Raw genomic sequence first — 24,629 nt, forward strand, 5'->3', positions numbered from 1 at the left:
CGATTCGGAATGAGTTCCGGGGGTTTTCCGGACATGTGACGTGTTCCTCAATACCTTGGGCCGAGGGATGGCGTGGCGGACACGGCTCGGGCAGGGAACGGGCACACGACACGCCCCCACATGGGGAGAATCATGGTGCGCAAGTCGATTCGTCGTGCCCTCGGAGCCGGTCTCACCTCGCTCCTCGTCGTCGTGGGAGCGCTGGCCGGCCAGTCGCCTGCGTATGCCGCCGACCCCGACCCCGGGGTCGACCGCGTCGTCGCGCTCCTGGGCGGCAGCGGAGGCACGCGGAACCTCGCCGCCTGGACCTCCGGGCTCGCCGGCATCGGCGCGCTCGGGAAGCCGATTCCCTTCGTGTCGGCGAGCCCCGGTGGCCTCGCCGGCGCCGACGACCTGATCGACAGGGGCGTGTCCCCGGCGCTCGCCGGCACGACGACGTGGGCCGACCTCGCGACGTCGGGCGAGTCGGTCGCCCTGCCGGGAGGTCGCACCGGGACGCTCGACGTCTCCGTCGACGACCTCGCCGACGGCAAGCGCGTGCACGTCAACCTCGTCGTGACCCGCACGGCGACCCAGCAGGCGCTCACCGTCAGCTCCACGAGCCCCAAGGTCGAGCTGTCCTCACCCAAGGGGGTCACGGCCACCGTCGAGGCCACGCTCTCCCTCTGGGTCGTCTGGACCGGACCGACGACCAACCGCGTCTACCTCGCCGGCGACGCGGCTCACGCGCCGCGGCTCGACGTCGACGTGACGGCGCAGCTGTCCGGCGCAGCCAAGGCCGCCGTCGGCATCCTCGGCGTCACGCTGAAGAGCACCGACTTCACCGTCAAGGCGCACGCGTACGCCCGCGTCAACGACCCGAACAACGACGGGGTCCTCGCCTTCGACGCAGCCGGTGCCGGCGACGGCGAGCTCGCTGCGGACGGCTCCCTGGCCGGCCTCGTGTCGGCTGACCTCGACCCCACCGGCTCGGCCTCCGATCCCGGGACCCCGGGGTCGGTCACGGGCACCCTGTCGATCGCCGCGGACACGAGCGGCATCGCGGGCGTCAGCTTCCCGAGCAACGTCGCCGCCGACGTCACGCTGACGTGGGCGAACATCTCGACCGGCACGCCGACCGTCTCGGCGCCGACCCTCGCCACCCTCGTCGGCAAGTTCCAGAACATGAGCCTGCGCGACCTCGCCGACGGCCTCGCCCAGGTCGCGGTCGCCCTGACCGGGATCCAGCAGGCGAAGTTCGACCCCGACGGCGCCGGACCGCTCCCGACGACCGGCAACCTCGACCTGCCCTTCCTGCGCGGCACCGTGTCCGACGCCGTCAAGGCCAACCAGGTCCTCGTCGACTTCCTCAAGGCCAACGTCGTCCAGCAGCCGGACCCCGACCAGCCGTCGCCCGCGGGCTTCGACGCGACAACGGTCGGCAACCCGACCTTCGACTCCCTTCAGGACCTCATCGCCAAGCTCAAGGCGGCGGGCATCGGCCTCGACGACCTCGCATGGGACCCGACGACGAGCAAGCTCGTCTTCCGCATGCAGATGGTCAAGACCGCGCCGAGCACCGGGGTCGCCATGGACGCCGGCAGCGCCCGCACCTCCCGGCCCTCGGCGACGTATGCCGCCACGGGCCTCACGCTCGACGACGGCTCCCAGCCGTGGCAGGCGAACCAGTGGACCGGCATGCGCGTCATGGCCGGCACGTCCGCCGGTGAGATCGCCTCGAACACGAAGAACGCGCTGACGCTCTCGGGGCCCTGGATCGGTGGGCAGCCTTCTGCCGGAACGCCGTTCGTCATCGTCGGTCCCGAGGCCCAGCTCGGCGCCGTGACCTTCGGCGACCGGCTGACCGACCAGCCCGTCGCCGGTGGACCGCGCCGCGGCATCCTGCGGGCGAACTCCGCCCAGACCTTCGCCACCGTCAAGCCGTCGTTCGCGGCGGACCTGACGCTCGTGCTCGACCTGCAGGACGCCCGCACCGGTGCGGCGTGCATCGGTTTCGAGGGCAACACCGAGGCCTGCCCGTTCCTCCAGACGACGGGGGCGTTCAAGACCAACGTCACCTCGCTCCCGCTGGGCGCCGACCGCGTGCTCATCCGCACCGGCAGCCCGCTGCTCACGGCCGACTTCCCGATCGACACCGCGGTCGACTTCACCGCCAACGCCGGCTTCTTCCAGGTGCGCCTCAAGGGGCACCTCGCGGTGTGCAACAGCGCCGCGCCCGCCGACTGCTCGGCACCCGGCACGGGGCACATGCTCTCGATCGGCCTCAAGCAGGCCGGGGACGCCCAGCACGACATCCGCCTGCGCCAGCTCTTCGACCAGCTCGTCACGGCGAGCCCGACCGGGCCGAGCAAGGCCGGTGACCTGCTCGACGTCGACGTCAACGTCCGTGCCACCGCAGACCTCAAGGCTTCGATCCCCGACGCGGACGGCTTCCTGCCTGCCGGCACTGACGTCGGCGTCTCCGCCTCGTGGAACGACCTGACCCAGCTCACCGGGACCGACGGTCCGCAGCTGGACCTCAGCCGGCTGAGCCGGATCTTCGCGCTCGACATCAAGCCGGGCTCGCAGGCCGAGCTCTTCGCGATCGTGCTCAAGACCTTCCAGACCCTCGCCGCCCAGCTCGCCGACGCCCAGCCCGGCGGCGCGTCGGGCGTCTACAGCCGCGAGATCCCCGGCACCGGCACCTCCCTGCGCGACCTCATGCAGCGCGACTCGTCGGGTGTCGGCAGCGACGTCAACTACGGCACGAACACTCTCCAGCACGTGGGCCGTACGTTCGACGCGTCCTTCGTCGGACGCACCGTCGTCGTCGGCACCCAGGTGGCCGTCGTCGCGTCGGTCTCGGGTGACACGGTCACCCTGACCGAGAACTGGACGACCAAGCCGGCCGACGACACGGCATACACCTTCCGCTCGCCGCTCGACGACGCCATCGACATCATGTCGGTGCACCCGCCGCAGAACATGCAGGACCTCGTCGCGTTCCTCGACGAGCGACTCGGCACCGGCGCGCTGCACTTCCGCTACCTCGACGACGGCGGGACACCGAGCGTCGTGCTCGACCTCGACTGGAAGCGCGACTACCAGACGAACGCGCCCCTGCGCCTCGACCTCGGCGGCGACCAGTCGCTCGTCTCGGCGGCCGCAACGGGCCAGGGCTCCGTGCACGTCAAGGGCGGCGTGGACGTCGGCCTCGTCGTGCCGCTCGCGCCCGGTACGGGGCCGGGCGACGCCTCCTCGCTCAAGGTCCTCGCCGACTCGAAGGTCAGCGTCGCGGCCGCGGCCAGCTTCGAGGGCCGCGTCGCGGGCACCATCGGACCGCTGACCGTCTCGGCCGGCGACCCCGGCGGCGATGCCGCCAAGCAGGTGTCCCTCAAGGCCGACGTCAGCCTCGACCTGGCCGACGCGAGCGCCACGGCCGACACCCCGGTGAGCTTCTCGACGTTCCTCTCGGGCCTCGACGTCAGCTTCAACGCCTCGAACACCCCCGTCGACTGCGGCGAGAGCCTCGCGACCCCGCTCATGGTCTGCGGCACCGTCCCGCTCTACGCGACCGTGCCGGGCAGCCCGGCAGCCTCCCTCGGCTCCATCGCGCTGCGGCTCCCGGACTCGACGAACCCCGCCGACCTCGCCACCCTGACGGGCAACCTCCCGGCCCCCGACGCCGCCAAGCAGCGCTTCGAGGTGCCCGACCTGTCCGCGGCGTTCGCGAGCGCCTTCGCCGACTTCACCCAGATCGGGCCGGGCCTCGACGGCTACCTCGAGAAGATCGAGCAGGCCATGCGCCTGGCCACCTTCGACGGCAAGCTGCCGTTCGTCGGCAAGGACCTCCAGCAGGGCGCCGACTCGATCGGCCGGCTCCGGACGGAGATCAAGTCCAAGCTCGGCAACGTGCCGGCCAGCCCGGCCGAGGCCCGCACCTACGTCAACGACAAGCTCGCCGACGCGATCACCGCAGCCGGTCTGGAGAAGACGACGCTCGAGGTCAACTACGAGTGCAAGCTCAAGCTCGAGCCGACCGGCGCACCGACCCTTGCTGCCACGCCGTCCACGACAGGCTCCACCGCGTGGCGCTACGAGATCGTCGCCAGCCAGGGCAGCGGCTCCGGCACCGGCGGCGACACCGTCCCCTCGGGCGCGAGCGCCGCGGCGACGACGTCGTGGACGACCCTCGGCGGCGGCAACTCGATCACGGTGTCGTGGTCGGCGGCCGCGGGTGCCACGAAGTACAAGGTGCTGCGCAGCAAGGACGGCGGCGCCTACGAGCTCGTCAAGGTCGTCGACGCGGCGTCCGGCAGCGCGCAGACCTTCACCGACGACGGCACCGCCACGGCCACGGCATACGCCCCCGTGAGCACGAAGCCCGACCGCACCGACTGCCCGACGACGAGCATCAACGGGATCAGCCTGGCCTTCACCATCAAGGCGGGCACGGTCACCCCCGAGCAGGGCTGCGTCGCGGGCTCCGGCTGTCTCGGTGACGGCAAGAAGCTGCCCCTCGACATCGGCATCCCGGGCCTCGCCCTCAAGGCGGGCGACACCGACGCCATCAGCTACGGCGTCGGCCTCCAGCTGCACCTCAAGGCCGGTGTCAACACGACCAAGGGCTTCGTCATCTACACGCACGACGCCTGGCAGGACGGGGCGGCCGCGCCCGAGTTCGGCCTCGGCGCGCGCTTCGACATGCCTGCGTCGATGAAGGCCCAGCTCGCGTTCCTCGACATCGACGTCACGAAGAACGGCACCGCGCCGCTCTTCGCCGGCGCCTTCCTCGTCGACCTCAAGTCGCGCGACACGACCGAGTCCGACGGCTCGGTCCTGACGGTCGCCGACATCGGGGACGGGGACGCGTCGTCGCTCTTCGGCATCTCGCTCACGGCGAAGGTCAAGGCCGACTGGATCGTCAAGGCGTCGGTCGACTCGGTGCTTCCCGGTGTCCAGGCGAACTTCGTCATGGGCTGGGAGTTCACGAACCAGGACCTCAAGCACCTCGGCGCACCGTCCATCGAGTTCAAGGACGTCGCCATCGACGCCGGTGGCTTCCTGTCCAACCTGCTCGGGCCGGTGCTCAAGAAGGTCAAGTCCGTGACGGGCCCGCTCCAGCCGGTGCTCGACACGCTCTACGCCCCGATCCCCGTCCTGTCCGACCTCAGCCGGATGGCAGGTGGCGGCGACGTCAGCCTCATGACGCTGGCCAAGACCTTCAACACCCTGGCCGGCGGCCCGAAGCTCGACTTCGTCGACAAGATCGCCGCACTCACCACGCTCATCAACAACCTGCCCGACTGCGGCGGTGGGGGGCCGTCGTGCCTCATCCCGATCGGCAGCTTCACCGTGAGCGGTGACAAGGCCCTCGACACCGACGTGTCCCCGACGAGCAGCCTCGCGCCGGGCACCGCGGGTTCGCTCATCAAGACGGCCAGCGCGGCCGGCCCGGACACCGTGAAGTCCGCCCTCAACACCAAGGGCGGCAAGGGCAACGTCTTCGGTGCCGGCGGCGCCGCCGGCAGCGCCAGCAAGTCGGGCTTCACCTTCCCGATCCTCGACAACCCGTCGTCGGTCTTCAGCCTGCTCATGGGCAGCGACGTCTCGCTCGTCGAGTTCGACAGCGGCCCGCTGACTCTCGGCTTCACGTGGCGCCAGTCGTTCGGACCGGTCTACGCCCCGCCGCCCGTCATGGTGACGCTGTCGGGGTCCGCGTCGGTGACCTTGCGCTTCATGGCCGGCCTCGACACCGCCGGCATCAGGTATGCCGTCGAGGCCGCCCAGCAGGGAGCCGCGGTCAACCCCGTCAAGCTCCTCGACGGCCTCTACTTCAAGACGACGGACTCCGAGGGGCGGCCGGTGCCGGTCGTCCAGCTCGACGGCGAGATCGCTGCGGGCGCCGCGGTCACGGCCGTCATCATCACCGTCGGCATCGAGGGTGGGCTGCACCTGACCATCGGCTTCCACTGGAACGACCCGAACAACGACGGGAAGTTCCGGGTCAGCGAGTTCCTCCACGCCGCGGTCAACAACCCGCTCTGCCTCTTCACGACCACGGGCCGGCTCAGCCTCTTCCTGCGCCTCTACGTGACCCTCGGGTTCTCGCCGTTCAGCGTGTCCTTCTCGATCAACCTCGCGGACATCACGCTGCTCGACTTCACGGCCCAACCCAACTGCACCCCACCACCACCCAGACTCGGCGGCACCTCGGACGGCACGCTCGCCGTCTTCGCGGGACGTTTCGGCACCGACGCCCAGCGCGGTGAGCCCTGGGGCAACACGAGCGAGACCGAGGCGGACGTCGTCAAGGTGACGGCCCTGCACTTCGCCCAGACGGCCGCCGACCCGGACGGCGCCGACGCGGGCTTCGACGGCTTCGCGATCCAGATGCTCGGTGAGCGCCGTGAGTACCTCGACCCGACGCTGAAGCGCGTCGTCGTCGACGGCCGCGGCTCGTCGACGCCCCTCGTCGTCAGCTTCGTGGGTGACGGCAAGAAGGACTCCGACCCGTCGTCGGCGGGCGGCGCGGGAGACCTGAGGTCCTTCGACAAGGACGCCATCGTCTTCGGCACCCCCGGCAACGACCAGATCCAGACCGGCACGGGCAGCTCCTGGGTCGACGGCGGCGACGGGGACGACCGCATCGTCACCGCCGACGCCGTGGGCCAGGTGGCCCGCGTCGCCGGCGGGGTCGGCGCCGACGCCATCACGACCGGACAGGGCGACGACTTCGTCACGGGTGACGGCAGCCTGCCCTCGCCCCCGAAGTCCTTCTCGGCGACGCTCAACGGCGTCGACGACGCCAACTGGCCGGGCAAGACGCCCATCACTCTCGGCGACCTCGTCGACGCGGCCCAGCTGAGCGTCGACCCGACGACCCGCGCCCAGGCCACGGGCGGCGCCGACACCATCAGCGTGGGCCTGGGCCGCAACCGTGTCGACGCCGGTCCCGGCGACGACAAGGTGGGCGTCGCGGCCGACCGGCCGGACGGCTCCGGATCCACCATCCGCTCGAAGGGCAACGTCCTCGTCGGCGGCCTCGGCAGCGACGCGGTCACCGGCGGCACCGGACCCGACACGATCTACGCGTCGTCGGAGCAGACCTTCGGCGTCGACGCGGCCGGCCCGGCCGACACGCTCACGACGCCGTCCGGCCAACCGACGGTGCCGAACATCGTCGAGACCGGATCCGGTGACGACGTCGTCTACGGCAGCCGCGAGCAGGACGTCGTCACGAGCCACTCGGCGCCGTCCGAGCACGCGCGCATCCTCGGCGGCGGGGGCGAGGACGCCCTCGTCGGCGGCTACGGCTCCGACGCGATCTACGGCGGACTCGGCGACGACTACGTCGTCGCCGAGCCCAGCCGCGTCGGTGGACTCGGGGCCACCGAGACGATCGAGGGGGTCACCTTCGGGCACACCCGCCTCGTCGAGCACCAGGCCCTGCCGACCGGCACGGCGCCCTCTCCCAAGACGCTCGTCGGTGGCCGCGGCAGCGACCACGTCCTCGGCGGCGACGGGCCGTCCACGATCTTCGGCGACACCCTGCGTGACGCCGCGACCGTGGCAGCCGCCGCGGACGAGACCTGTCGCGCAGGCTCGCCCGTCGCGTCCGACCCGGTGCCGGAAGGCACGTCGGGTGGCAGCGACCCGAGCACCGACGACGGTCCCGACCTCATCACCGGTGGCGCCGGCGTCGACACCATCTCCGCCGGGGGTGCGGCCGACCGGGTCGACGCCCGCGGTGGCGACGACCTCCTCTGCGGCCAGCAGGGTGACGACGTCCTCTTCGGCGGCGACGGCGCCGACCGTGCCTGGGGCGGCACCGGCCAGGACCGCGGCTACGGCGGACAGGGCCTCGACCTGCTCTTCGGCAACGCCGGGGCCGACGTCCTCTACGGCCAGGAGGCCGCGGACGTCATCGAGGGCAACGACGGCGCCGACTGGGCCAGCGGCGGCGACGGCGACGACCTCGTCTACGGCGGCACGCGGGCCGCGGGCCGCACCGACACGGACCCGACCGACGCCGGCGACGTGCTCTCGGGCGACACCGGTCGCGACATCCTCATCGGTGACAACGGCACCGTGGACGACCCGTCGTCGTCTGCAGACGCGCCCGCCGTCCCGTTCGACCTCGCCGGGACCTCTCCCGACGCCGGTCGCGGCGACCAGCTCTTCGGCGGCGCCGGCGACGACACGGCATACGGCGGGCTCGGCGACGACCGCGTCAACGGCGGCGACGACGCGGACCACCTCGAGGGCAACAACGGCTCCGACCTCGTCCACGGTGACCGGGGCGAGGACGAGGTCGTCGGTGGCTCGTTCCAGCAGGCGACCGCCGGCGTCGGGCGACCGGACTCCGGTGACGTGCTCTTCGGCGACGCCGGCCCCGACATCGTCGCCGGTGACAACGCCGTCGTGACCTCCGGGGTCAGCGCGGCCGACTCGACGCCGATCACGCGCATGCGCGGCTTCGCGACCACGCACCGGATCACGCTGCTCGACCTCGGCGTCGGCCCGGTCCTGGCCAACTCGGGGGCGGACCAGGTCTTCGGCGGTGACGACGCGGACGTCGTGCTCGGTCAGCGTGGCACCGACCGCCTCAAGGGCGACGCGGGCGACGACTACGTCGAGGGTGGGCCCGACGTCGACTGGGTCGAGGGCGACCTCGGCGACGACGACCTCGTCGGCGGCAGCTCGACGCCTGCGGGCGGCTCCGGTGACACGACTTCCGGCCAGCCCGACACCGACGACGCCGTCTTCGGCGGTCCTGGCGACGACGTCGTCCTCGGCGACAACGGTCAGGTGCTGCGCCCGGTCGCGGGCCAAGCACCCACCTCGGTGACGGTCCGTCTCGGGAGCACGCCGGGCGCGGCGATGACGTCCCGTGTCATCGAGCCGTACGACCGGTCGGTGGGTTCGGGCTTCCTCACGACGCCGTCCGCGACGCTCTACGGCTTCGACCGCCTTTCCGGCGGCGACGGCGTCGACGTGCTCGAGGGACAGGACGGCCACGACGTCATCACCGGTGACGCCGGCGCCGACCACGTGCAGGGCAACGGGGGAGCCGACGCGCTCTTCGGTGACCTGCCGTTCGGCACGGCGTCGGCGCACGGCACCGCGGCGACGGCACTGAGCGCCGCCTGGCCCGGGTCGGCCAGCCCGGTGGGGCTTCTCCGGGGCCTGAGCACCGATGCGGGTCAGGACGACATCGTCGGCGGCACCCCGACTCCGGGCTTCCGCGACGGCGCCGACGTCATCGAGGGCAACGGCGGCGACGACGTCGTCCTCGGCGACAACGGCTCGCTCCTGCGCACGCTCGTCGGCGCAGCGGGCACTCGCTCCGAGAAGGCGTATGCCGACCGCTACCCGGACGGTCCGCTCCCGGCCGACGCGACCGCGTCGCGCACGCACGACCCGGCGCTGCCCGGGCCGAGCACCCGTTTCTGCTCCACGGCGCAGGCGACGTGCGAGGTGGTCGGGACCTTCGGTGCCGACGTCATCTGGGGTGACGACGGCAACGACGGCATCTGGGGCCAGGACGGCGACGACACCGTGTCCGGTGGCGCCGGCGACGACGACCTCTACGGTGAGCTCGGCAACGACCGCATCACGGGGGACAGCGGTCGCGACGCCATCGTCGGCGACCGCGGCGGCATCGTGAACCAGTACCTCAGCGCCGGCGACAGCCCGGCGGCGTTCACGAGCTCGCTCAACAGCCCGCCCAAGGAGAGCTTCACCGGCTTCGCGCGGACGGCGTACGACCGGCGCGTCGACCTGCTCCACGACGTCGACGGCGACCAGTGGATCGGCTCGTCGAGCGACGCGTCGATGCCGCACAACGGCATGGACGAGGGCGGGCGCGACCTCATCCGGGGCGGCACCGACGACGACACCATCCACGCCGGCTACGGCGACGACGTCGCCAACGGCGACAGCGGCGGTGACGACGTCTTCGGTGACGACGGCGAGGACGTGCTGTGGGGCGGCCAGGGCTGCGACGCGGGGCTCGACGGCAACACGCCTGACTGCCGCACGAACGGCGCCTTCGACCCGTCGTCACGCGGCACGGGTGACCGGTTCGTCGACCACCTCTTCGGCGGGGCCGGCGAGTCCGACCCGACGAAGCAGGACGTCCTCGGGTCCGACCTGCTCGACCTCAGGCCGCGCGGCAGCTACACGCCGGGCACCGGGTGCACGCTCGGTGACTGGCCGCTGACGTCGGGCACGAAGAAGGTCGTCACGACGGTCGACCCGTGCCTGTGGTTCGAGATGACCGGGACCGACGACGCCGACCCCGCGAACAACAACCACCACCAGGGGACCGACTGGATCTACGGCGGCTGGGACCGCGACGTCATGCAGGGCGACGTGACGGCCAACGGCCCGAACGCCGGTGACCGGCTCATCGACTGGAACGGCGCCTACAACCTGTTCTCGCACTGCAACTCGGCCTACGGCGGCTTCAACGACGTGCGTCAGCACTCGCCGGCGATGCAGGACTTCCTGCAGCAGCTGGCGTGGGCGACGAGCGCCGGACGGTCCGCCACCGACGTCACGACGGCGGGGACGTCGGCCTTCCGCGAGCTCGCGCTCGTCCACCCGGGCGAGACGGAGCACGGGGCGGGGGCGGCCTACCCGGGCACGCCTGGCCACTTCGACGAGGCGGCCTGCCAGAACTGAGCCTCGCTCGACCACTCCGAAAAAGGTTGCGGCGCTGCGGGATCCGAGATCCCACAGCGCCGCAGCCGGGTGCGTCGAGAGCCGTCAGGCCGGCGGAGCGATGTCCTGCTGGGCCGGGAGCTGGTCCTGGCGCACGATCCCGACGGGGCACGTCATGCCGTTGGGGCCGTGGTTGCAGTAGCCGCCGGGGTTCTTGTGGAGGTAGCCCTGGTGGTAGTCCTCGGCGAGGTAGAACGGCCCGGCGTCGTCCGCGGAGCGGATCTCCGTCGTGATCTGCCCGTAGCCGTTGTCATCGAGCACCTTCTGGAACGCCTCGCGCGTCGCCTCCGCGGCGAGCCGCTGGCCCTCGGTCGTCCAGTAGATCGCCGAGCGGTAGGCGGTGCCGATGTCGTTGCCCTGGCGGTTGGACGTCGTCGGGTCGTGGTTCTCCCAGAAGGCCTTGAGCAGCAGCTCGGGCGAGGTCCTCTCGGGGTCATAGACGACGCGGACGGTCTCGGCGTGGCCGGTGCGCCCGGTGCACGTCTCCTCGTAGGTCGGGTTGGGCGTGTAGCCACCCATGTAGCCCGCCGCCGTCGAGACGACGCCGTCCTGCTTCCAGAAGATCCGCTCGACCCCCCAGAAGCAGCCCATCGCGACGTAGAGCACCTCGGAGCCGTCGGGCCACGGGCCCTCGAGCGGGGTGCCCAGCACGACATGGGTGGGGTTCACGGCATACGGGCGGTCCGCGCGACCCGGGAGGGCCTCGTCGCGGCTGGGCATCTGGGACTTCCTACCGAATCCGAACACCATGCCAGTGTCACATCCTTCGTGCTGGGAGCGTCTTACGTCCCTGTAACGTCCGCGACCCCCTGCGTATGCCGGGTGGCGCGGTCCCGGACAAATCGCTCGCCGCGCGCGGGGCGGCCCGACAGACTGCCCACATGAGCGACGACCTCGAGATCCGGCCGATCGACCTGCTCGACCGTGCCCAGGAGGCCGCGGCCCGAGACTGGATCGGCGTCCACGCAGCCGTCCAGCGCGAGCTGTTCGGCCCCTCGGGCAGCGCCTGGACCCTGGAGGAGATCCAGGGCTTCCACCGCTCGCCGTCGGGCACGCGGGTCGCCCGCGCGGCGTGGGTGGGGGACCGTCTCGTCGGTGCCTTCGAGGCCCGGATGCCGACGACCGACAACCTCGACCTGGCCCTGTTCTGGATGTCGGTCCTGCCGGACCACCGGCGGCGGGGCATCGGTGAGGCCCTCCTGCGCGAGGGAGAGGCGATCGCCCGCGAGCACGGCCGCGGCACGTTGATGGGCGAGACCGAGTGGGCCGAGGGCGGTGTCGACCTCGCGGAGACGTTCGCCGCCCGGCACGGCTACGCCGTGGGGCAGACGATGCTCCGCAGCGCCATGCCGCTTCCCGCCGACCGCGACGCGCTCTCGGCGCTGGTGGCCGTCACCGACGACTACGCCGTCGAGACCTTCGTCGACACGATGCCCGAGGCGTGGCTCGACGACCGCGCGGTCCTCCAGCAGCGGATGAGCACCGACGCCCCCACGGACGACCTCGCCCTCGAGGAGGAGGCCTGGGACGCCGACCGCCTGCGGGAGACGCACGCCCGCACGCTGGCCTCCGGGCGGCGGATCGTCGAGTCAGCCGCGCGCCACACGCCCTCGGGCCGTCTCGTCGCCTTCACGACGATCGGGGTGTCCGCAGGAACCCCCGACCTCGGCTACCAGCAGGACACCCTCGTGCTCAAGGAGCACCGCGGGCACGGGCTCGGTCTCCGGCTCAAGGCGGCCAACGCGTTGCGGCTCATGGACGAGCTGCCCGACGTGACGGCGGTCCGCACGTGGAACGCCGACTCCAACGAGCACATGCTCGCGGTCAACCGGCAACTCGGCTACGCCGTCGACGGGTACAGCCGGGAGTGGCAGAAGATCACGGGGAGCGGCGAATGACCTTGCAGATCAAGGAGATCGACCTCGCCGTCGACGACCTCACGAGCGAGGCCTGGCTCGAGGTGCACCACGCAGCCAACCGCCACGTGTGGGGCGGCGCCGCCGAGCGCACGTCGATCGCCGAGATCGTCGACGTCGCGGAGCGCCGGCACGAGGTGCGGCGGTCCTTCGTCGTCACCGAGGAGGGCGCGGACGGCCCAGTCGCCGCGGCGCAGACGATCCGTCGGACGCGCGACAACGTCGGCACCGCGGGGCTGTGGCTCTCGGTGCACCCCGACCACCAGCGGCGCGGGATCGGCTCGTCACTCCTCGTCCACTGCGAGCAGGTGCTCCGCGACGACGGGTGCGACCGCATCCACGAGCACAGCGGCGCGCCCGTCGAGAACGGTGACGCCGCAACGGGATTCGCCCACGTGAATGACTACCGGCAGACGCTCCTCGACCTCCGGCAGGACCTGGCCCTGCCGGTGGACGAGGCCGCGCTGACCGCGCTCGACCCCCGACCCGACCCGGCGGCATACGTCATCGAGACGTCGGTCGACGGGCTTCCCGAGGCATGGCTCGAGGACCGAGCGCTGCTCGCACGACGGATGAGCACCGACGCCCCGTCCGGCGACATCGACCTCGACGAGGAGGACTGGGACGCCGAGCGCGTACGGCTGCTGTGGAACACGCCGAGTCCCATCTGGGGCATCGAGTCCGTCGCGCGGCACGTGCCGACCGGACGCCTCGTGGCCTTCACCGACATCGTCGTGCGGCCCGGGCAGCCCGACCTCGCCGTCCAGTCGGACACGCTCGTCCTCCGGGAGCACCGAGGCCGGGCGCTCGGCCTCGCCGTCAAGATCGCGAACCTCCGCGCCCTCCAACGGGAGCGCCCCGACGTCACGACGGTGCGCACGTGGAACGCCGACACGAACACCCACATGGTCGCCATCAACGAGCGGATGGGCTTCGTCGTCACGGGCTGGACGCGGGAGTGGGCCAAGGACCTCTGAGCCCGGGCTCGGTGAACCCACGGCGGCTGCACGGCGTCGTCGTGAGCAGGTACTAGGACCAAAGCCCGATGGTGCCTGCCCGCCCCGAGGACGCACGGTGGACCCACAGCACCCGCTGACCCGCCGCGGACCACCCGGGACGGGCCCCCACCAGGAGGTCACGCATGAGGACTCGCCGAACTCTCACCGCCACGTCCGCCATCGCCCTCGTCGCAGCAGCCCTCGCGTCAGGCGCCGGCACCCTCGCGCCGGCCGCCTCGGCCAAGGGACTCGAGGTGCGCACGTCGGGCACCTGCTCGGCCGGCGCGAGGTGGACGCTCAAGGCCAAGCAGGACGACCGCCGGATCCAGGTCGAGCTCGAGGTCGACAGCAACCGCGTCGGCCAGCGCTGGAGCGCCGCGCTCAGCGACAACACCGTCCCGGTCTGGTCCGGGTCCGCCGTCACGACGGCGCCGAGCGGCTCGTTCACGGTGCGCAGCCTCGTCACGAACCGCGCCGGCTCGGACACGATCCGCGCCTACGCCCGCTACGCGGCGACGGGCCAGGAGTGCCGAGCCACGGTCGTCTACCCGGGCTGACCGCAGCCCTCCGCCCTCGCACCCACCCACGAAAGGTCCACCCCCATGAGACGCCTCACCCTCGCCGCGGCTGCGGTCGCCGCCCTCGTCCCGGCCACCCTCGGCCTCGTCGGCAACAGCTCCTTCGCCCAGAGCGTCCCCGCCCGCGTCCCCGCGTCGGCGCAGCTCCTGCCGGAGTCCGGCGACGACGACCCGACCCCGACGGGTATGCCGTCCGCCACCCCGAGCGCCACCCGGACCACCGAGGTCGGTGACGACCACGGCGGCGACCGTCCCCGCGACTCCCGCGCGGAGGCCGGCGACGACCACCGTGCCGGCGGCGCGTCGGGCTCGTCTGGCTCGAGCTCCTCGGGCTCCGGCTCCTCGGGCTCCGGCTCGTCCGGGTCCTCCGGTTCCGGGTCGTCGCACTCGGGGGGCGACGACTCGGGGTCGGGGCGGTCCGGCTCCGATGACTCCGGCTCGCACGCGTCCGTCTCGCACTCGTCCGGAGGCCACGGCTCGGACGACTCGGGTGGTGACGACCACTGACCAGTCAGCGCACCGACCGCGCAGGCGCCGGGGACACGATCCCGGTGCCTGTGGCGGCGCCGCACCCGGGGGACCCCCAGCCCCCGGACGCGCCGCGAGCCGTCGGCGGGCGTGACCACCGGGACCTCCCCCCTTGGTGGACGCTCGCCGACGGCGTCGCCCCGGCGCGGGTGCGCCCCCTGCCGAGCCGGCGCCGGATGCTCGTGCAGCTCGGGCTCGCCGCCCTCGTCGTCTTCGTCGTCGTCGTGGTCGGGGCCTCGTTCGCGGCGAGCCGGCTCGCCGAGCGCGAAGCCGTCAACGACGCGGCGCACACGACGAACCTGCTGGCCCTGGCCGTCGTCCAGCCCGTGCTGCAGGATGCCCTCCTCACCGGCGACCCGGCGGCGTACGCCGCTCTCGACCAGGTCGTCCGTGCACGTGTGCTGCCCAACGGGATCGTCAGGGTCAAGCTGTGGGCACCGGACGGACGCATCGTCTACGCCGACGAGACGCGGCTCGTGGGTCAGCGCTTCGCGCTGGGCGCCGAGCAGCGCGAGACGCTCGTCGCGCCGCAGACCCGGGCCGAGGTGTCCGACCTCGACCGGTCCGAGAACGAGTTCGAGCGCTACGGCGGCAAGCTCCTCGAGGTGTACCGCCCGGTGTGGACCCCGTCCGGCTCCGAGCTGCTCTTCGAGGTCTACGGCGACTACGGTCCCGTCAGCACGCGCGCCTTCGACCTGTGGCGCGGTCTGGCCGGAGTGCTCGCGAGCAGCCTCCTGCTGCTCCTCGTCCTCATGGCCCCGATCATCTGGCGTCTGCTCGACCGGCTCGGCACCGCGCAGGAGCAGCGTGAGTCCCTGCTGCGGCGCGCGGTCGACGCCTCGGCCCGGGAACGCCGCCGCATCGCGGCCGACCTCCACGACGGTCCGGTCCAGGACCTCGTCGCGAGCTCGTTCGCCGTCAGCGGCGCTGCGGAGTCCGCACGGGCACAGGGCCGCTCGGCACTCTCCTCGACGATCAGCGACGCGGCCTCGACGGTGCGGGCGAGCATCGCCGGCCTGCGTTCCCTGCTCGTCGACATCTACCCCGAGCGGCTCGCGGACGCCGGCCTCGCGACGGCCGTCACCGACCTCGCACGTCCGCTCGCCGGACGCGGCATCGCGGTGTCCGTCGACGTCGACGGGGAGCAGGCTGCGCGGCTCGGCGAGCTGGCCCAGCAGGTGGCGCACCGCGTCACCCGCGAGTGCCTGCGCAACGTCGTGCGCCACGCCGGGGCCACGCATGTCTGGATCCGGCTCTCCGCCGACGGCTCCGACCCGGCGCGCCCGGTCGTGCTCCGGGTCCGGGACGACGGGATCGGCTTCGATCCCACACTGTTGCCCCGTCTCGAGGGACACTTCGGCGTACGCGTCCTCGCCGACCTGGCGACCGACGTCGGGGCGGTCCTGAGGGTCCGGTCCGCGCCGGGACGCGGCACGCAGTGGCTGCTCGCACTCCCGGTGCAGAAGGAGGACGGATGACGACCGTCGTCGTCGTGGACGACCACCGGCTGGTCCGTGCCGGCCTGCGCACCATCATCGACGCCAGCGACGACCTCCGCGTCGTCGGGGAGGCCGCCGACGGGGCGGAGGCCGTCGTGGTCGTCGGCGACCTCGGTCCCGACGTCGTCCTCATGGACCTCTCGATGCCCGGCGTCGACGGCGTCGAGGCGATCCGCCGCCTCCGCGCCGCCGGCACCACGTCTCCCGTCGTCGTCCTCACCTCGTTCGCGGAGGCCGACCGGGTTCGCGCCGCGGTCGAGGCCGGGGCCATCGGCTACCTGCTCAAGGACAGCGAGCCCGGGGACGTCCTCGACGCGGTCCGTGCCGCGGCCGCCGGGCACGCGCCCCTCGACCCGCGCGTGGCTCGCGCGCTGCTCCCGTCGCCCGACCGGCGCTCGGCCGGGCCGGCCCTGAGCGAGCGCGAGCGCGAGGTGCTGAAACACGTCGCACGAGGCCTCGCCAACAAGCAGATCGCCCGCACCCTCGGCATCAGCGAACGCACCGTCAAGGTGCACCTCGGCAACGTCTTCCGCCGGCTCGGCGTCGGTGACCGGACGTCGGCGGCGCTCTGGGCCCGCGACCACGGCGTCGGATGAGGCCCTCGCGGGGAGTGGCTCGATCCCACCGCGGCCGACGGGAACCGGGGGAGTGCGCGCCGCGTCCCTGACCTGCAGCGCACCGGTGGTCGGTGCCGCAGACAGGAGACCCCACATGGTCCGGAACGTCGTCGCCTCGCTCGCCGTCGGGGTCGTCGCCCTCGCCGGGTGCACCTCGTCCCCGGCCGACGCCCCGTCTCCCGGCGCGTCCGTGTCGGTCGCTGCGGATGACCGCGCGCAGGCGCTCTGGGCCGACCGGACGGCATACGTCGGCGACAACTCCAAGGTCATCGCGCTCGTCGGGGACGCCGGCTTCGGGCCCGCCGGCAGCTACACGCTCTCGCTGTGGACGACCCGCCCTCCGTATGCCGTGACGATCGCCGTCACCGACCCGGCCAAGCCGCTCGACGCGACCGACCTCACCGGACCGGCCACGCTGCTGCTCGGCACCGTGACCAACCTCGACGCCGTCCACGTCACCGGCCCGGGCAGCACCTTCTCCCTGACGGCGCGCGAGGCGACCGCGGTCCTCGGGCACGACGTCAAGACGCTGGGCACCGACCGCGCCGCCCTCGCCGACTACGTCCGTTCGCTCGACGACTGAGCACCTCCGCGGCGGTGGGCGACACGCCGGGCGGGAATGCGAACGGCTCGCGCTCGGTTGGCACGCGGTGGACCATGCCGACACCTGATTATGCCCATCCCAAGATGGGCTTATAGGTTGGCGGCCGTCCCGAACCCATCCAACCGATCCACCAGGAAGTGCCCACCATGCGTTCGAGGTTCACCCTCACCGCCCTGCTCGCCACGCTCGTCGCCGTCGTCCTCACCGCCTGCAGCACCGGCTCCGGTGGCGGCTCCGACCTCGAGTCCGTCAAGCAGGCGGGCGTCCTGCGCGTCGCCACGGAGGGCACCTACTCCCCGTTCTCGTTCCACGACCCGAAGACGAACGCCCTGACCGGCTACGACGTCGAGGTCGCGAAGGCCGTCGCCGACAAGCTCGGCGTCAAGGTCGAGTACGTCGAGACGCCGTGGGACGCGATCTTCGCCGGTCTGGCCGCTGACCGCTACGACGTCGTCGTCAACCAGGTCACGAAGAACCCGGAGCGCGCCGGCCTCTACGGCCTGAGCAGCACCTACACGTGGTCCGAGGGCGTCATCGCCACCCGAGCCGACGACGCGACGATCTCCTCGCTCACGAGCCTCGAGGGCAAGAAGTCGGCGCAGAGCCTGACGAGCAACTGGGCCAAGGTCGCCAAGGATGCCGGCGCCCAGGTCGAGTCGGTCGAGGGGTTCACCCAGGCCATCACGCTGCTCAAGCAGTCGCGTGTCGACGCGACCGTCAACGACAGCCTCGCGGTCCTCGACTACCTGAAGTCGACGGGCGACACGACGGTGAAGATCGCGGCGAAGACCGGTGACGTCTCCGAGCAGGTCGTCGCGACGCGCAAGGACTCCGACCTCGTCGCCGCCATCGACAAGGCGTTCGCCGACCTCGAGGCCGACGGCACCCTGACGAAGATCTCGCAGAAGTACTTCTCGGCCGACGTCTCGAAGCAGCCGGCCGGCGCCTCCGGTTCGTGATCGGGTCGTGAACGAACAGACGACCCAGCTGATCCTCGACTCGCTGGGCCCGCTCCTGCGGGCCACGGTGACCACGACGATCCCGCTGACCCTCATCAGCTTCGTCCTCGGGCTGGTCCTCGCCCTCGGCGTCGCCCTCATGCGGCTGTCGTCGGTGCGGGTGGTCTCGTCCCTGGCGCGGATCTACGTCTCGCTGGTCCGTGGCACGCCGCTGCTGCTCCAGCTCTTCATCATCTACTACGGCCTGCCCGCCCTCGGGGTGCGCTTCGACCCCTTCCCGGCCGCGGTCGTCGCCTTCACGCTCAACGTCGGTGGCTATGCGGCCGAGGTGATCCGTTCGGCCATCCTCTCGGTCCCCAAGGGCCAGTGGGAGGCGGCCTCGACGGTCGGGATGGGCTACGTCACGACCCTGCGCCGGGTGGTCCTGCCACAAGCCGTGCGCACGGCCATCCCACCGCTGTCCAACACGCTCATCTCCCTCGTCAAGGACACCTCGCTCGCCTCGACCATCCAGGTCACCGAGCTGCTCCGCGTGGCGCAGGAGGCGGCGGCACCGACCTACGAGTTCTTCGCGCTCTACGGCGTCGCCGCCGTCTACTACTGGGTCGTGTGCCTCGTCCTCTCCTTCGTCCAAGCCCGTCTCGAGGAACGACAGAACAGGTACGTCTCGACATGACCGAGCCCACCACCCCCTTGATGTCGGCGGAATCCGCTGTGCCGCAGCCCGCCCCGCTCGTCTCGGTGTCCGGCCTCGCGAAGTCGTTCGGCGACCACGAGGTGCTCCGGTCGATCGACTTCGAGGTCGCCCCGGGCAGCGTCACCGTCCTCATCGGCCCTTCCGGTTCGGGCAAGACGACGGTGCTGCGCTCGCTCAACGCGCTCGATGTCGCCGACGCGGGCGTCGTCCGCATCGGTGAGGTCGAGGTCGACTTCGCGCAGCGTCCGGTGACCAGGCAGCAGGTGGCGACCCTCCGCGCCCAGAGCGGCATGGTCTTCCAGTCGCACCATCTCTTCCCGCACCTGACGGTGCTCGAGAACGTCACGGCGGGCCCGGTCCTCGCGCAGCGTCGCGACCGATCCGAGGTGGCTGAGGAGGCCCGCGAGCTGCTGCGGCTCGTCGGGCTCGAGGAGAAGTCCGACGCCTACCCCTACCAGCTCTCCGGCGGGCAGCAGCAGCGCGTCGGCATCGCCCGCGCGCTCGCGATCAAGCCCAAGCTGATGCTCTTCGACGAGCCGACGTCGGCCCTCGACCCCGAGCTCGTCGGCGAGGTGCTCGTGGTCATGAAGAACCTTGCGGCACAGGGCTGGACGATGGTCGTGGTCACGCACGAGATCCGCTTCGCCCAGCAGGTCGCGGACCAGGTGCTCTTCATGGACGGTGGTGTCGTCGTCGAGCGCGGCACGCCGGACGAGGTGCTGACCCGACCGCGCACCGAGCGCGCCCGCCAGTTCCTGCACCGCATCCTCGACCCGCTCGACTGAGCGGCGCTGCGGCGCAGCGCAACCCGAGGACGTATGCCGTCCGGCCGGCTCAGGCGATGAGGCCCGCCCGGTCGACGGCGCGCTCCACGACGGTCGCCATCTCGGCGTAGCCGCGGTCGTTGGGGTGGAACTTGTCCGACGCGAGTCGGCCCCGCCACGACCGGGGCCCGTCACGGCGCATGTCGACGAGGACGAGGTGTCCGGCGTCGGCGCGGGCGCGCAGCATGGCGTCGACGGCGCGGGCCTCGCGGTGCGGGTTGGGCAGGTTCGAGACGAGGGCACCCTCGGGCAGCCGGTCGAGCATCGCCGCGAAGCGCTCGACGAGCCCACGACGGTGGCGGCGCACGACGACGTCGTTCGAACCGATGACGACCGTGACCAGCATGGGCGTCTGGCCGTCCGCGGCGAGGGACTCGAGAGCCGGTAGCTGCCGGTCGAGCACGTCCTCGACCCGCGCGCCGTTGACCCCGAGGTTGACGATGCGGTGGTCCCAGCCGCGCACGGCGAGCCGCTCGCTCAGCTGCCCGACCCACCCGCGGTCCGGGGCGCTCGCGCCGATGCCCTGCGTCATCGAGTCGCCGAGGGCGACCCATAAAGGCCCGCCACCCGCGGCGGCCACGCGGTTGTGGGACTCCCACCACCCGGCATACGGCAGCACCTGCTCCTGGACCGAGCGGATGCCGGGGAAGGCCGTCGAGAGCGCCGACAGCACCGGACCACGCGGCCGGTCGCTGCGGTTGCTGTAGTCGAAGTCGGGCGCCACGAGGGCAGCATCGCAGACGTCGGTGTGACCTCCGCCGCAGCGCCGCCGTCGCGGGTGCGCGGCGGAGCCCGACGGGCTTCGGGGGGCCGCGGCTCAGGGCATAGGCTCGTCCTCATGTCTGACGAGCACGGCTTCTCCACACGCGCCATCCACGCCGGCCAGGAGGCCGACGAGCTCACCGGAGCGGTGGTGCCCCCGATCTACCAGGTCTCGACCTACAAGCAGGACGGCATCGGCGGCTTCCGCAACGGCTACGAGTACAGCCGGTCGGCCAACCCGACCCGCACCGCGCTCGAGGAGTGCATCGCCGCGCTCGAGGGCGGCAGTCGCGGCTTCGCCTTCGCGTCCGGCCTCGCCGGCCAGGACACGGTCGCCCGCGCTCTGCTCGTCCCCGGCGACCACGTCGTCGTCCCGAACGACGCCTACGGCGGCACGTACCGCTACTTCAACAAGGTCGCGAAGCCCCAGGGCATCGAGCACTCCATCGCCAACATGGGCGACCTCGAGGCGGTCCGTGCCGCGATCCGTCCCGGGCAGACGAAGATGGTCTGGGTCGAGACCCCGACCAACCCGCTGCTCGGCATCGCCGACATCGAGGCCATCGCCGCGATCGCCCACGAGGCGGGCGCCGTGCTCGTTGTCGACAACACGTTCGCGACGGCCTACCTCCAGAGCCCGCTCGCGCTCGGCGCCGACGTCGTGACGCACTCGACGACGAAGTACTCCGGCGGCCACAGCGACGTCGTCGGGGGTGCCGTCGTGACGGCCAGGAGCATCACGGTGCCCGGCTACGAGGACGCCGAGGAGCGGATCGCCTTCCACCAGAACAGCATCGGCGGCGTCGCCGGGCCGTTTGACTCGTGGCTGACCCTGCGCGGGCTCAAGACCCTCGCCATCCGCATGGAGCGCCACTGCGACAACGCCGAGAAGGTCGTCGAGTTCCTCGAGGGCCACGACGGCGTCTCCCAGGTGCTCTACCCGGGGCTGCCCGGCCACGCCAACCACGACGTCGCCGCGCGCCAGATGAAGCGCTTCGGCGGCATGGTCAGCTTCCGGATGCGTCGCGGTGAGGACGCCGCCGTCAAGGCGTGCGCGGCCGTGAGCCTCTGGACCCTGGGCGAGTCGCTCGGCGGTGTCGAGTCGCTCATCGAGCACCCGGGTCGCATGACGCACGCGAGCGTCGCCGGCACCGAGCTCGAGGTGCCGTCCGACCTCATCCGCCTCTCGGTCGGCATCGAGGACGTCGACGACCTCATCGCCGACCTGCGCGAGGCGCTCGACATCCACGGCTGACCGCTCCGGGCCACGAGACCACCACCGCGCATGACGATCCTCGCCGTCGACTTCGGGTCGACGTTCACCAAGGGTGCCCTCTTCGCCGACGACGGCGCCGTGCTCGGCACGGCGTCGACCCCGACGACCGGAACGCAGGGGAGCGGTGACATCCTCGACGGCTACCGGACGCTGCGCGACGAGCTGGACGTCCCCGCCGACGCGACGGTGCGGGCCTGCTCGAGCGCGGGAGGTGGGCTGCGGCTCGCCGTCGTCGGCTACGAGCGCACCGTCACGGCCCAGGCCGGGCACCGGGTCGGCCTGTCCGCCGGGGCCAAGGTCGTCCACGTCGCGGCCGGGGAGCTGACGACCGCCGACGTCGCAGGCATCCGCGCGGCCCGGCCCGACATGATCCTGCTCGTCGGCGGCACCGACGGCGGCAACAGCAACGTCCTGCTGCACAACGCCGCCCGGCTCGCCAAGGGCGCCATCGGCGGACACGGGGCGCACGCCGTGCCGGTCGTCGTCGCCGGCAACGTCGACGCGCGCGACGAGGCGGCGGCCGTCCTCGCGACGACGGGCCGGCCGACGGTCCTCGCCGAGAACGTCCTCCCGCAGATCGGGGTCATCGCGCCGGAGTCGGCACGCGCCGCGATCCGCGACGCGTTCCTGCGCCACGTCATCGGTGGCAAGGGGCTGTCGCGGGACCCGGCCTTCGCCGCGATGGTCGAGGCCGCGACCCCCGACGTCGTCCTGCGCGGCGTCGAGGTGCTGGCCTCGGTGACCGACGGCGGCGACGTCCTCGTCGTCGACATCGGCGGTGCGACGACCGACGTCTACTCCTGCCTGACCCCCGAGGGCGAGGACGCCGGCCTGCGCAAGGACGTCGTGGCCCCGCTGTGGCACGCCCGCACCGTCGAGGGCGACCTCGGCATGCGGTGGAACGCCGAGCACGTCGTCGAGGCCGCCGTGGCCGAGCACCTGCTCGACACCGTCGCCGACCGCGACGCCCTGACCGCGTATGCCGCCCGCGTCCACGAGCGCCCCGGCTCGCTCCCCGTCGACGACGCCGAGCGCGCCCTCGACCTCGAGCTCGCGCGGCTGGCGGCGCTCGTCGCGGTGCGCCGGCACGCACGCCCGGCCCAGCCGACGGAGTCGCCGCGACCGCTCGCGAACGTCACGGCGCTCGTCGGGTCTGGGGGAGTGCTGCGCCACACCGACGCGGCCGGGCGCGACCACGTGCTCGGCGCGGTCCTCGCCGACCACGCCGGTGGCTGGAAGGTGCCGCGCGCCGCCCGCGCGACGGTCGACACGGCATACCTCCTCTACGCGGCCGGCCTGCTCGCCGACGACCCCGACGAGGGCCACCTCGCCCGAGCCGTAGCCACCCAAACCCTCTAACCGTCGAAAGGCCAACGTTTGCGGGTGCTGACCCGTCGAGGGGCCAACGTTTGCGGGTGCTGACCCGTCGAAAGGCCAACGTTTGCGGGCACCAACCGTTGTCCACACCTCTTTGGCCGCAGGCGCCGTTACGCACAGGTGACCCGACGGGCGTCGCGCGACGTGCCATGGCGCCGGACCGTCTGGGCATGGAAGCCCAAGCACTGCCACCCGACCTGCTCACTCGTCCCTTCAGGACGTCCGAGGCACTCCGACGGGGAGTGACACCCTCTCGACTGCGTGCCGACGACCTGTGGACCCCGACACCGGGCGTCCGCACCGTCGAGATTCCGATGACGCTGCTCGAGCGTACGTATGCGTTCGCCGCCGCGGCGCCCCAGGAGTTCGCCTTCGCGCACGCCACGGCGGCTCGTCTCCTCGGGATCCCGCTGCCGTACGCGCTCGACGAGGATCCGCACATCCACATCGTCACGCGCACCGATGCCAATCGGATCCGGCGCGGCGAGGTGATGGGCCACCGCGGTCTGGAGTCGCGAGGGGTCGTCGAGGTTCACGGTCTTCCGGTCGTCGGTCCTGCGGACACGTGGGCGGACCTCGGGGAGTACGTCGGTGCCGGACTCCCGGTTGGCCTCGATGACCTCATCGTTGCGGGCGATGCGGCAGCAAACCTCCTCGGGGAGGTCGCCCCGCTCAAGCGGGCCGTCGAGGCGCGGGTGCGGCCCCGTGGCAAGGTGACCCTGACGTTCGCCCTGCCACGGGTGCGGCTCGGAGCGTGGTCGCCCATGGAGACCCGTAGCCGTCTGATGGTCACTCGGGCAGGACTTCCGGAGCCTCGTCACAACCGCCCGGTGGTCAGTCACACCGCCGAGTGGCTCGGGTTCGGCGACCTCGTCTGGGAGGAGCAACGTGTTGTGGGGGAGTACATGGGCGTCGAGTTCCACACTCGCTCACGGGACAAGGTCCATGACGGTCTCCGCCGTGACCGGGTCGAGCGAGGCGACTGGGCCGTCGTCGAGATCGTCTCTGCCGACGTGTTCGAGCACGAAGCCCGTGCCGCGAAGCTGCGCGAGATCGCCGGCTGCCTGGGGGTCAACGCTCACGTGCTGGACGTGATTGCCGCCGCGCCGCAGTTCTTCGCGCCTGCTCAGTTCGCTCGGCCTCGCCGTCGACGGTCTTAGCGGTGGGCAACCGCGATCATTGGCCTTTCGACGGTCAGGGACCCGCGAACTCTGGCCTTTCGACGCTTGGGGACCCGCGAACTTTGGCCTTTCGACGGGTGAGTGGGGATGTGCGAGCGGGCCGGCC

The 24,629-nt window shown here is 72.1% G+C and carries 16 protein-coding genes; 14 read left to right on the forward strand and 2 right to left on the reverse strand.

The window, feature by feature from the left end; genetic code table 11:
* Positions 1–132 precede the first annotated feature (132 nt).
* The gene (locus AC1DW8_RS06725) at positions 133–10,668 is read left to right on the forward strand and encodes a calcium-binding protein (protein WP_478092757.1); all 10,536 of its coding nucleotides are present in this window, start codon (positions 133–135) and stop codon (positions 10,666–10,668) included.
* A gap of 84 nt (positions 10,669–10,752) precedes the next feature.
* Here AC1DW8_RS06725 and msrA read toward each other — a convergent pair whose 3' ends face one another.
* Entirely contained in the window at positions 10,753–11,427 is a 675-nt protein-coding gene (gene msrA / locus AC1DW8_RS06730; protein WP_478092759.1) for a peptide-methionine (S)-S-oxide reductase MsrA, read from the reverse strand.
* 161 nt (positions 11,428–11,588) lie between these two features.
* Between msrA and AC1DW8_RS06735 the strand changes: the two genes are divergently transcribed.
* The 10 genes from AC1DW8_RS06735 to AC1DW8_RS06780 all read left to right on the forward strand — a co-directional run bounded on the left by AC1DW8_RS06735 (position 11,589) and on the right by AC1DW8_RS06780 (position 19,888).
* Positions 11,589–12,605 carry a GNAT family N-acetyltransferase gene (locus AC1DW8_RS06735; RefSeq protein ID WP_478092761.1) on the forward strand — a complete coding sequence of 339 codons (1,017 nt, stop codon included), beginning with the start codon at positions 11,589–11,591 and terminating at the stop codon, positions 12,603–12,605.
* Complete coding sequence (locus AC1DW8_RS06740; RefSeq protein ID WP_478092763.1) at positions 12,602–13,600, forward strand: GNAT family N-acetyltransferase; 999 nt, start codon at positions 12,602–12,604, stop codon at positions 13,598–13,600. The genes AC1DW8_RS06735 and AC1DW8_RS06740 overlap by 4 nt, the downstream gene beginning before the upstream one ends.
* A gap of 164 nt (positions 13,601–13,764) precedes the next feature.
* Positions 13,765–14,178 carry a hypothetical protein gene (locus AC1DW8_RS06745; protein WP_478092765.1) on the forward strand — a complete coding sequence of 138 codons (414 nt, stop codon included), beginning with the start codon at positions 13,765–13,767 and terminating at the stop codon, positions 14,176–14,178.
* A gap of 45 nt (positions 14,179–14,223) precedes the next feature.
* A complete protein-coding gene (locus tag AC1DW8_RS06750; RefSeq protein WP_056826754.1) occupies positions 14,224–14,706 on the forward strand; it encodes a hypothetical protein in 483 nt (160 codons plus the stop codon).
* Between the two features lie 50 nt (positions 14,707–14,756).
* Positions 14,757–16,205 carry a sensor histidine kinase gene (locus tag AC1DW8_RS06755; protein ID WP_478092767.1) on the forward strand — a complete coding sequence of 483 codons (1,449 nt, stop codon included), beginning with the start codon at positions 14,757–14,759 and terminating at the stop codon, positions 16,203–16,205.
* Positions 16,202–16,822: a response regulator gene (locus AC1DW8_RS06760; RefSeq protein ID WP_478092769.1), complete on the forward strand. Its 621-nt coding sequence runs from the start codon at positions 16,202–16,204 to the stop codon at positions 16,820–16,822. Before AC1DW8_RS06755 ends, AC1DW8_RS06760 begins: the two co-directional genes overlap by 4 nt.
* 115 nt (positions 16,823–16,937) lie before the next feature.
* On the forward strand, positions 16,938–17,426 hold the full coding sequence (locus tag AC1DW8_RS06765) for a DUF4825 domain-containing protein (RefSeq protein WP_478092771.1): 489 nt from the start codon (positions 16,938–16,940) through the stop codon (positions 17,424–17,426).
* 167 nt (positions 17,427–17,593) lie between these two features.
* Entirely contained in the window at positions 17,594–18,406 is an 813-nt protein-coding gene (locus AC1DW8_RS06770) for a transporter substrate-binding domain-containing protein (protein WP_478092774.1), read from the forward strand.
* A 7-nt stretch (positions 18,407–18,413) separates the two neighbouring features.
* Positions 18,414–19,082: an amino acid ABC transporter permease gene (locus AC1DW8_RS06775; RefSeq protein ID WP_056778147.1), complete on the forward strand. Its 669-nt coding sequence runs from the start codon at positions 18,414–18,416 to the stop codon at positions 19,080–19,082.
* The gene (locus AC1DW8_RS06780) at positions 19,079–19,888 is read left to right on the forward strand and encodes an amino acid ABC transporter ATP-binding protein (RefSeq protein WP_304437922.1); all 810 of its coding nucleotides are present in this window, start codon (positions 19,079–19,081) and stop codon (positions 19,886–19,888) included. The genes AC1DW8_RS06775 and AC1DW8_RS06780 overlap by 4 nt, the downstream gene beginning before the upstream one ends.
* A gap of 49 nt (positions 19,889–19,937) precedes the next feature.
* On the opposite strand, the gene AC1DW8_RS06785 is transcribed toward AC1DW8_RS06780, so the two are convergent.
* The gene (locus AC1DW8_RS06785; protein WP_478092777.1) at positions 19,938–20,651 is read right to left on the reverse strand and encodes an SGNH/GDSL hydrolase family protein; all 714 of its coding nucleotides are present in this window, start codon (positions 20,649–20,651) and stop codon (positions 19,938–19,940) included.
* A gap of 114 nt (positions 20,652–20,765) precedes the next feature.
* On the opposite strand from AC1DW8_RS06785, the gene AC1DW8_RS06790 reads away from it, so the two are divergent.
* From AC1DW8_RS06790 to AC1DW8_RS06800, 3 genes are all read left to right on the forward strand, one after another.
* Positions 20,766–21,944, forward strand: coding sequence for a cystathionine gamma-synthase (locus AC1DW8_RS06790; RefSeq protein WP_056778153.1), 1,179 nt, complete (start codon positions 20,766–20,768; stop codon positions 21,942–21,944).
* 30 nt (positions 21,945–21,974) lie between these two features.
* Positions 21,975–23,324, forward strand: a complete 1,350-nt coding sequence (locus tag AC1DW8_RS06795) for a glutamate mutase L (RefSeq protein WP_478092780.1) — start codon at positions 21,975–21,977, stop codon at positions 23,322–23,324.
* Positions 23,325–23,512: 188 nt separating this feature from the next.
* A complete protein-coding gene (locus AC1DW8_RS06800; RefSeq protein WP_478092781.1) occupies positions 23,513–24,502 on the forward strand; it encodes a hypothetical protein in 990 nt (329 codons plus the stop codon).
* Positions 24,503–24,629 lie beyond the last annotated feature (127 nt).

The sequence above is a fragment of the Terrabacter sp. P2_E3 genome, assembly GCF_056403915.1.

Bases quoted from the DNA above. Each gene is read 5' to 3' on its own strand.
- AC1DW8_RS06800 (WP_478092781.1), top strand. From the start codon at position 23,513: ATGGAAGCCCAAGCACTGCCACCCGACCTGCTCACTCGTCCCTTCAGG.
- AC1DW8_RS06745 (WP_478092765.1), top strand. From the start codon at position 13,765: ATGAGGACTCGCCGAACTCTCACCGCCACGTCCGCCATCGCCCTCGTC.
- AC1DW8_RS06760 (WP_478092769.1), top strand. From the start codon at position 16,202: ATGACGACCGTCGTCGTCGTGGACGACCACCGGCTGGTCCGTGCCGGC.
- AC1DW8_RS06780 (WP_304437922.1), top strand. From the start codon at position 19,079: ATGACCGAGCCCACCACCCCCTTGATGTCGGCGGAATCCGCTGTGCCG.
- AC1DW8_RS06735 (WP_478092761.1), top strand. From the start codon at position 11,589: ATGAGCGACGACCTCGAGATCCGGCCGATCGACCTGCTCGACCGTGCC.
- AC1DW8_RS06770 (WP_478092774.1), top strand. From the start codon at position 17,594: ATGCGTTCGAGGTTCACCCTCACCGCCCTGCTCGCCACGCTCGTCGCC.
- AC1DW8_RS06750 (WP_056826754.1), top strand. From the start codon at position 14,224: ATGAGACGCCTCACCCTCGCCGCGGCTGCGGTCGCCGCCCTCGTCCCG.
- AC1DW8_RS06740 (WP_478092763.1), top strand. From the start codon at position 12,602: ATGACCTTGCAGATCAAGGAGATCGACCTCGCCGTCGACGACCTCACG.
- AC1DW8_RS06765 (WP_478092771.1), top strand. From the start codon at position 16,938: ATGGTCCGGAACGTCGTCGCCTCGCTCGCCGTCGGGGTCGTCGCCCTC.
- msrA (WP_478092759.1), bottom strand. From the start codon at position 11,427: ATGCCCAGCCGCGACGAGGCCCTCCCGGGTCGCGCGGACCGCCCGTAT.
- AC1DW8_RS06795 (WP_478092780.1), top strand. From the start codon at position 21,975: ATGACGATCCTCGCCGTCGACTTCGGGTCGACGTTCACCAAGGGTGCC.
- AC1DW8_RS06725 (WP_478092757.1), top strand. From the start codon at position 133: ATGGTGCGCAAGTCGATTCGTCGTGCCCTCGGAGCCGGTCTCACCTCG.
- AC1DW8_RS06790 (WP_056778153.1), top strand. From the start codon at position 20,766: ATGTCTGACGAGCACGGCTTCTCCACACGCGCCATCCACGCCGGCCAG.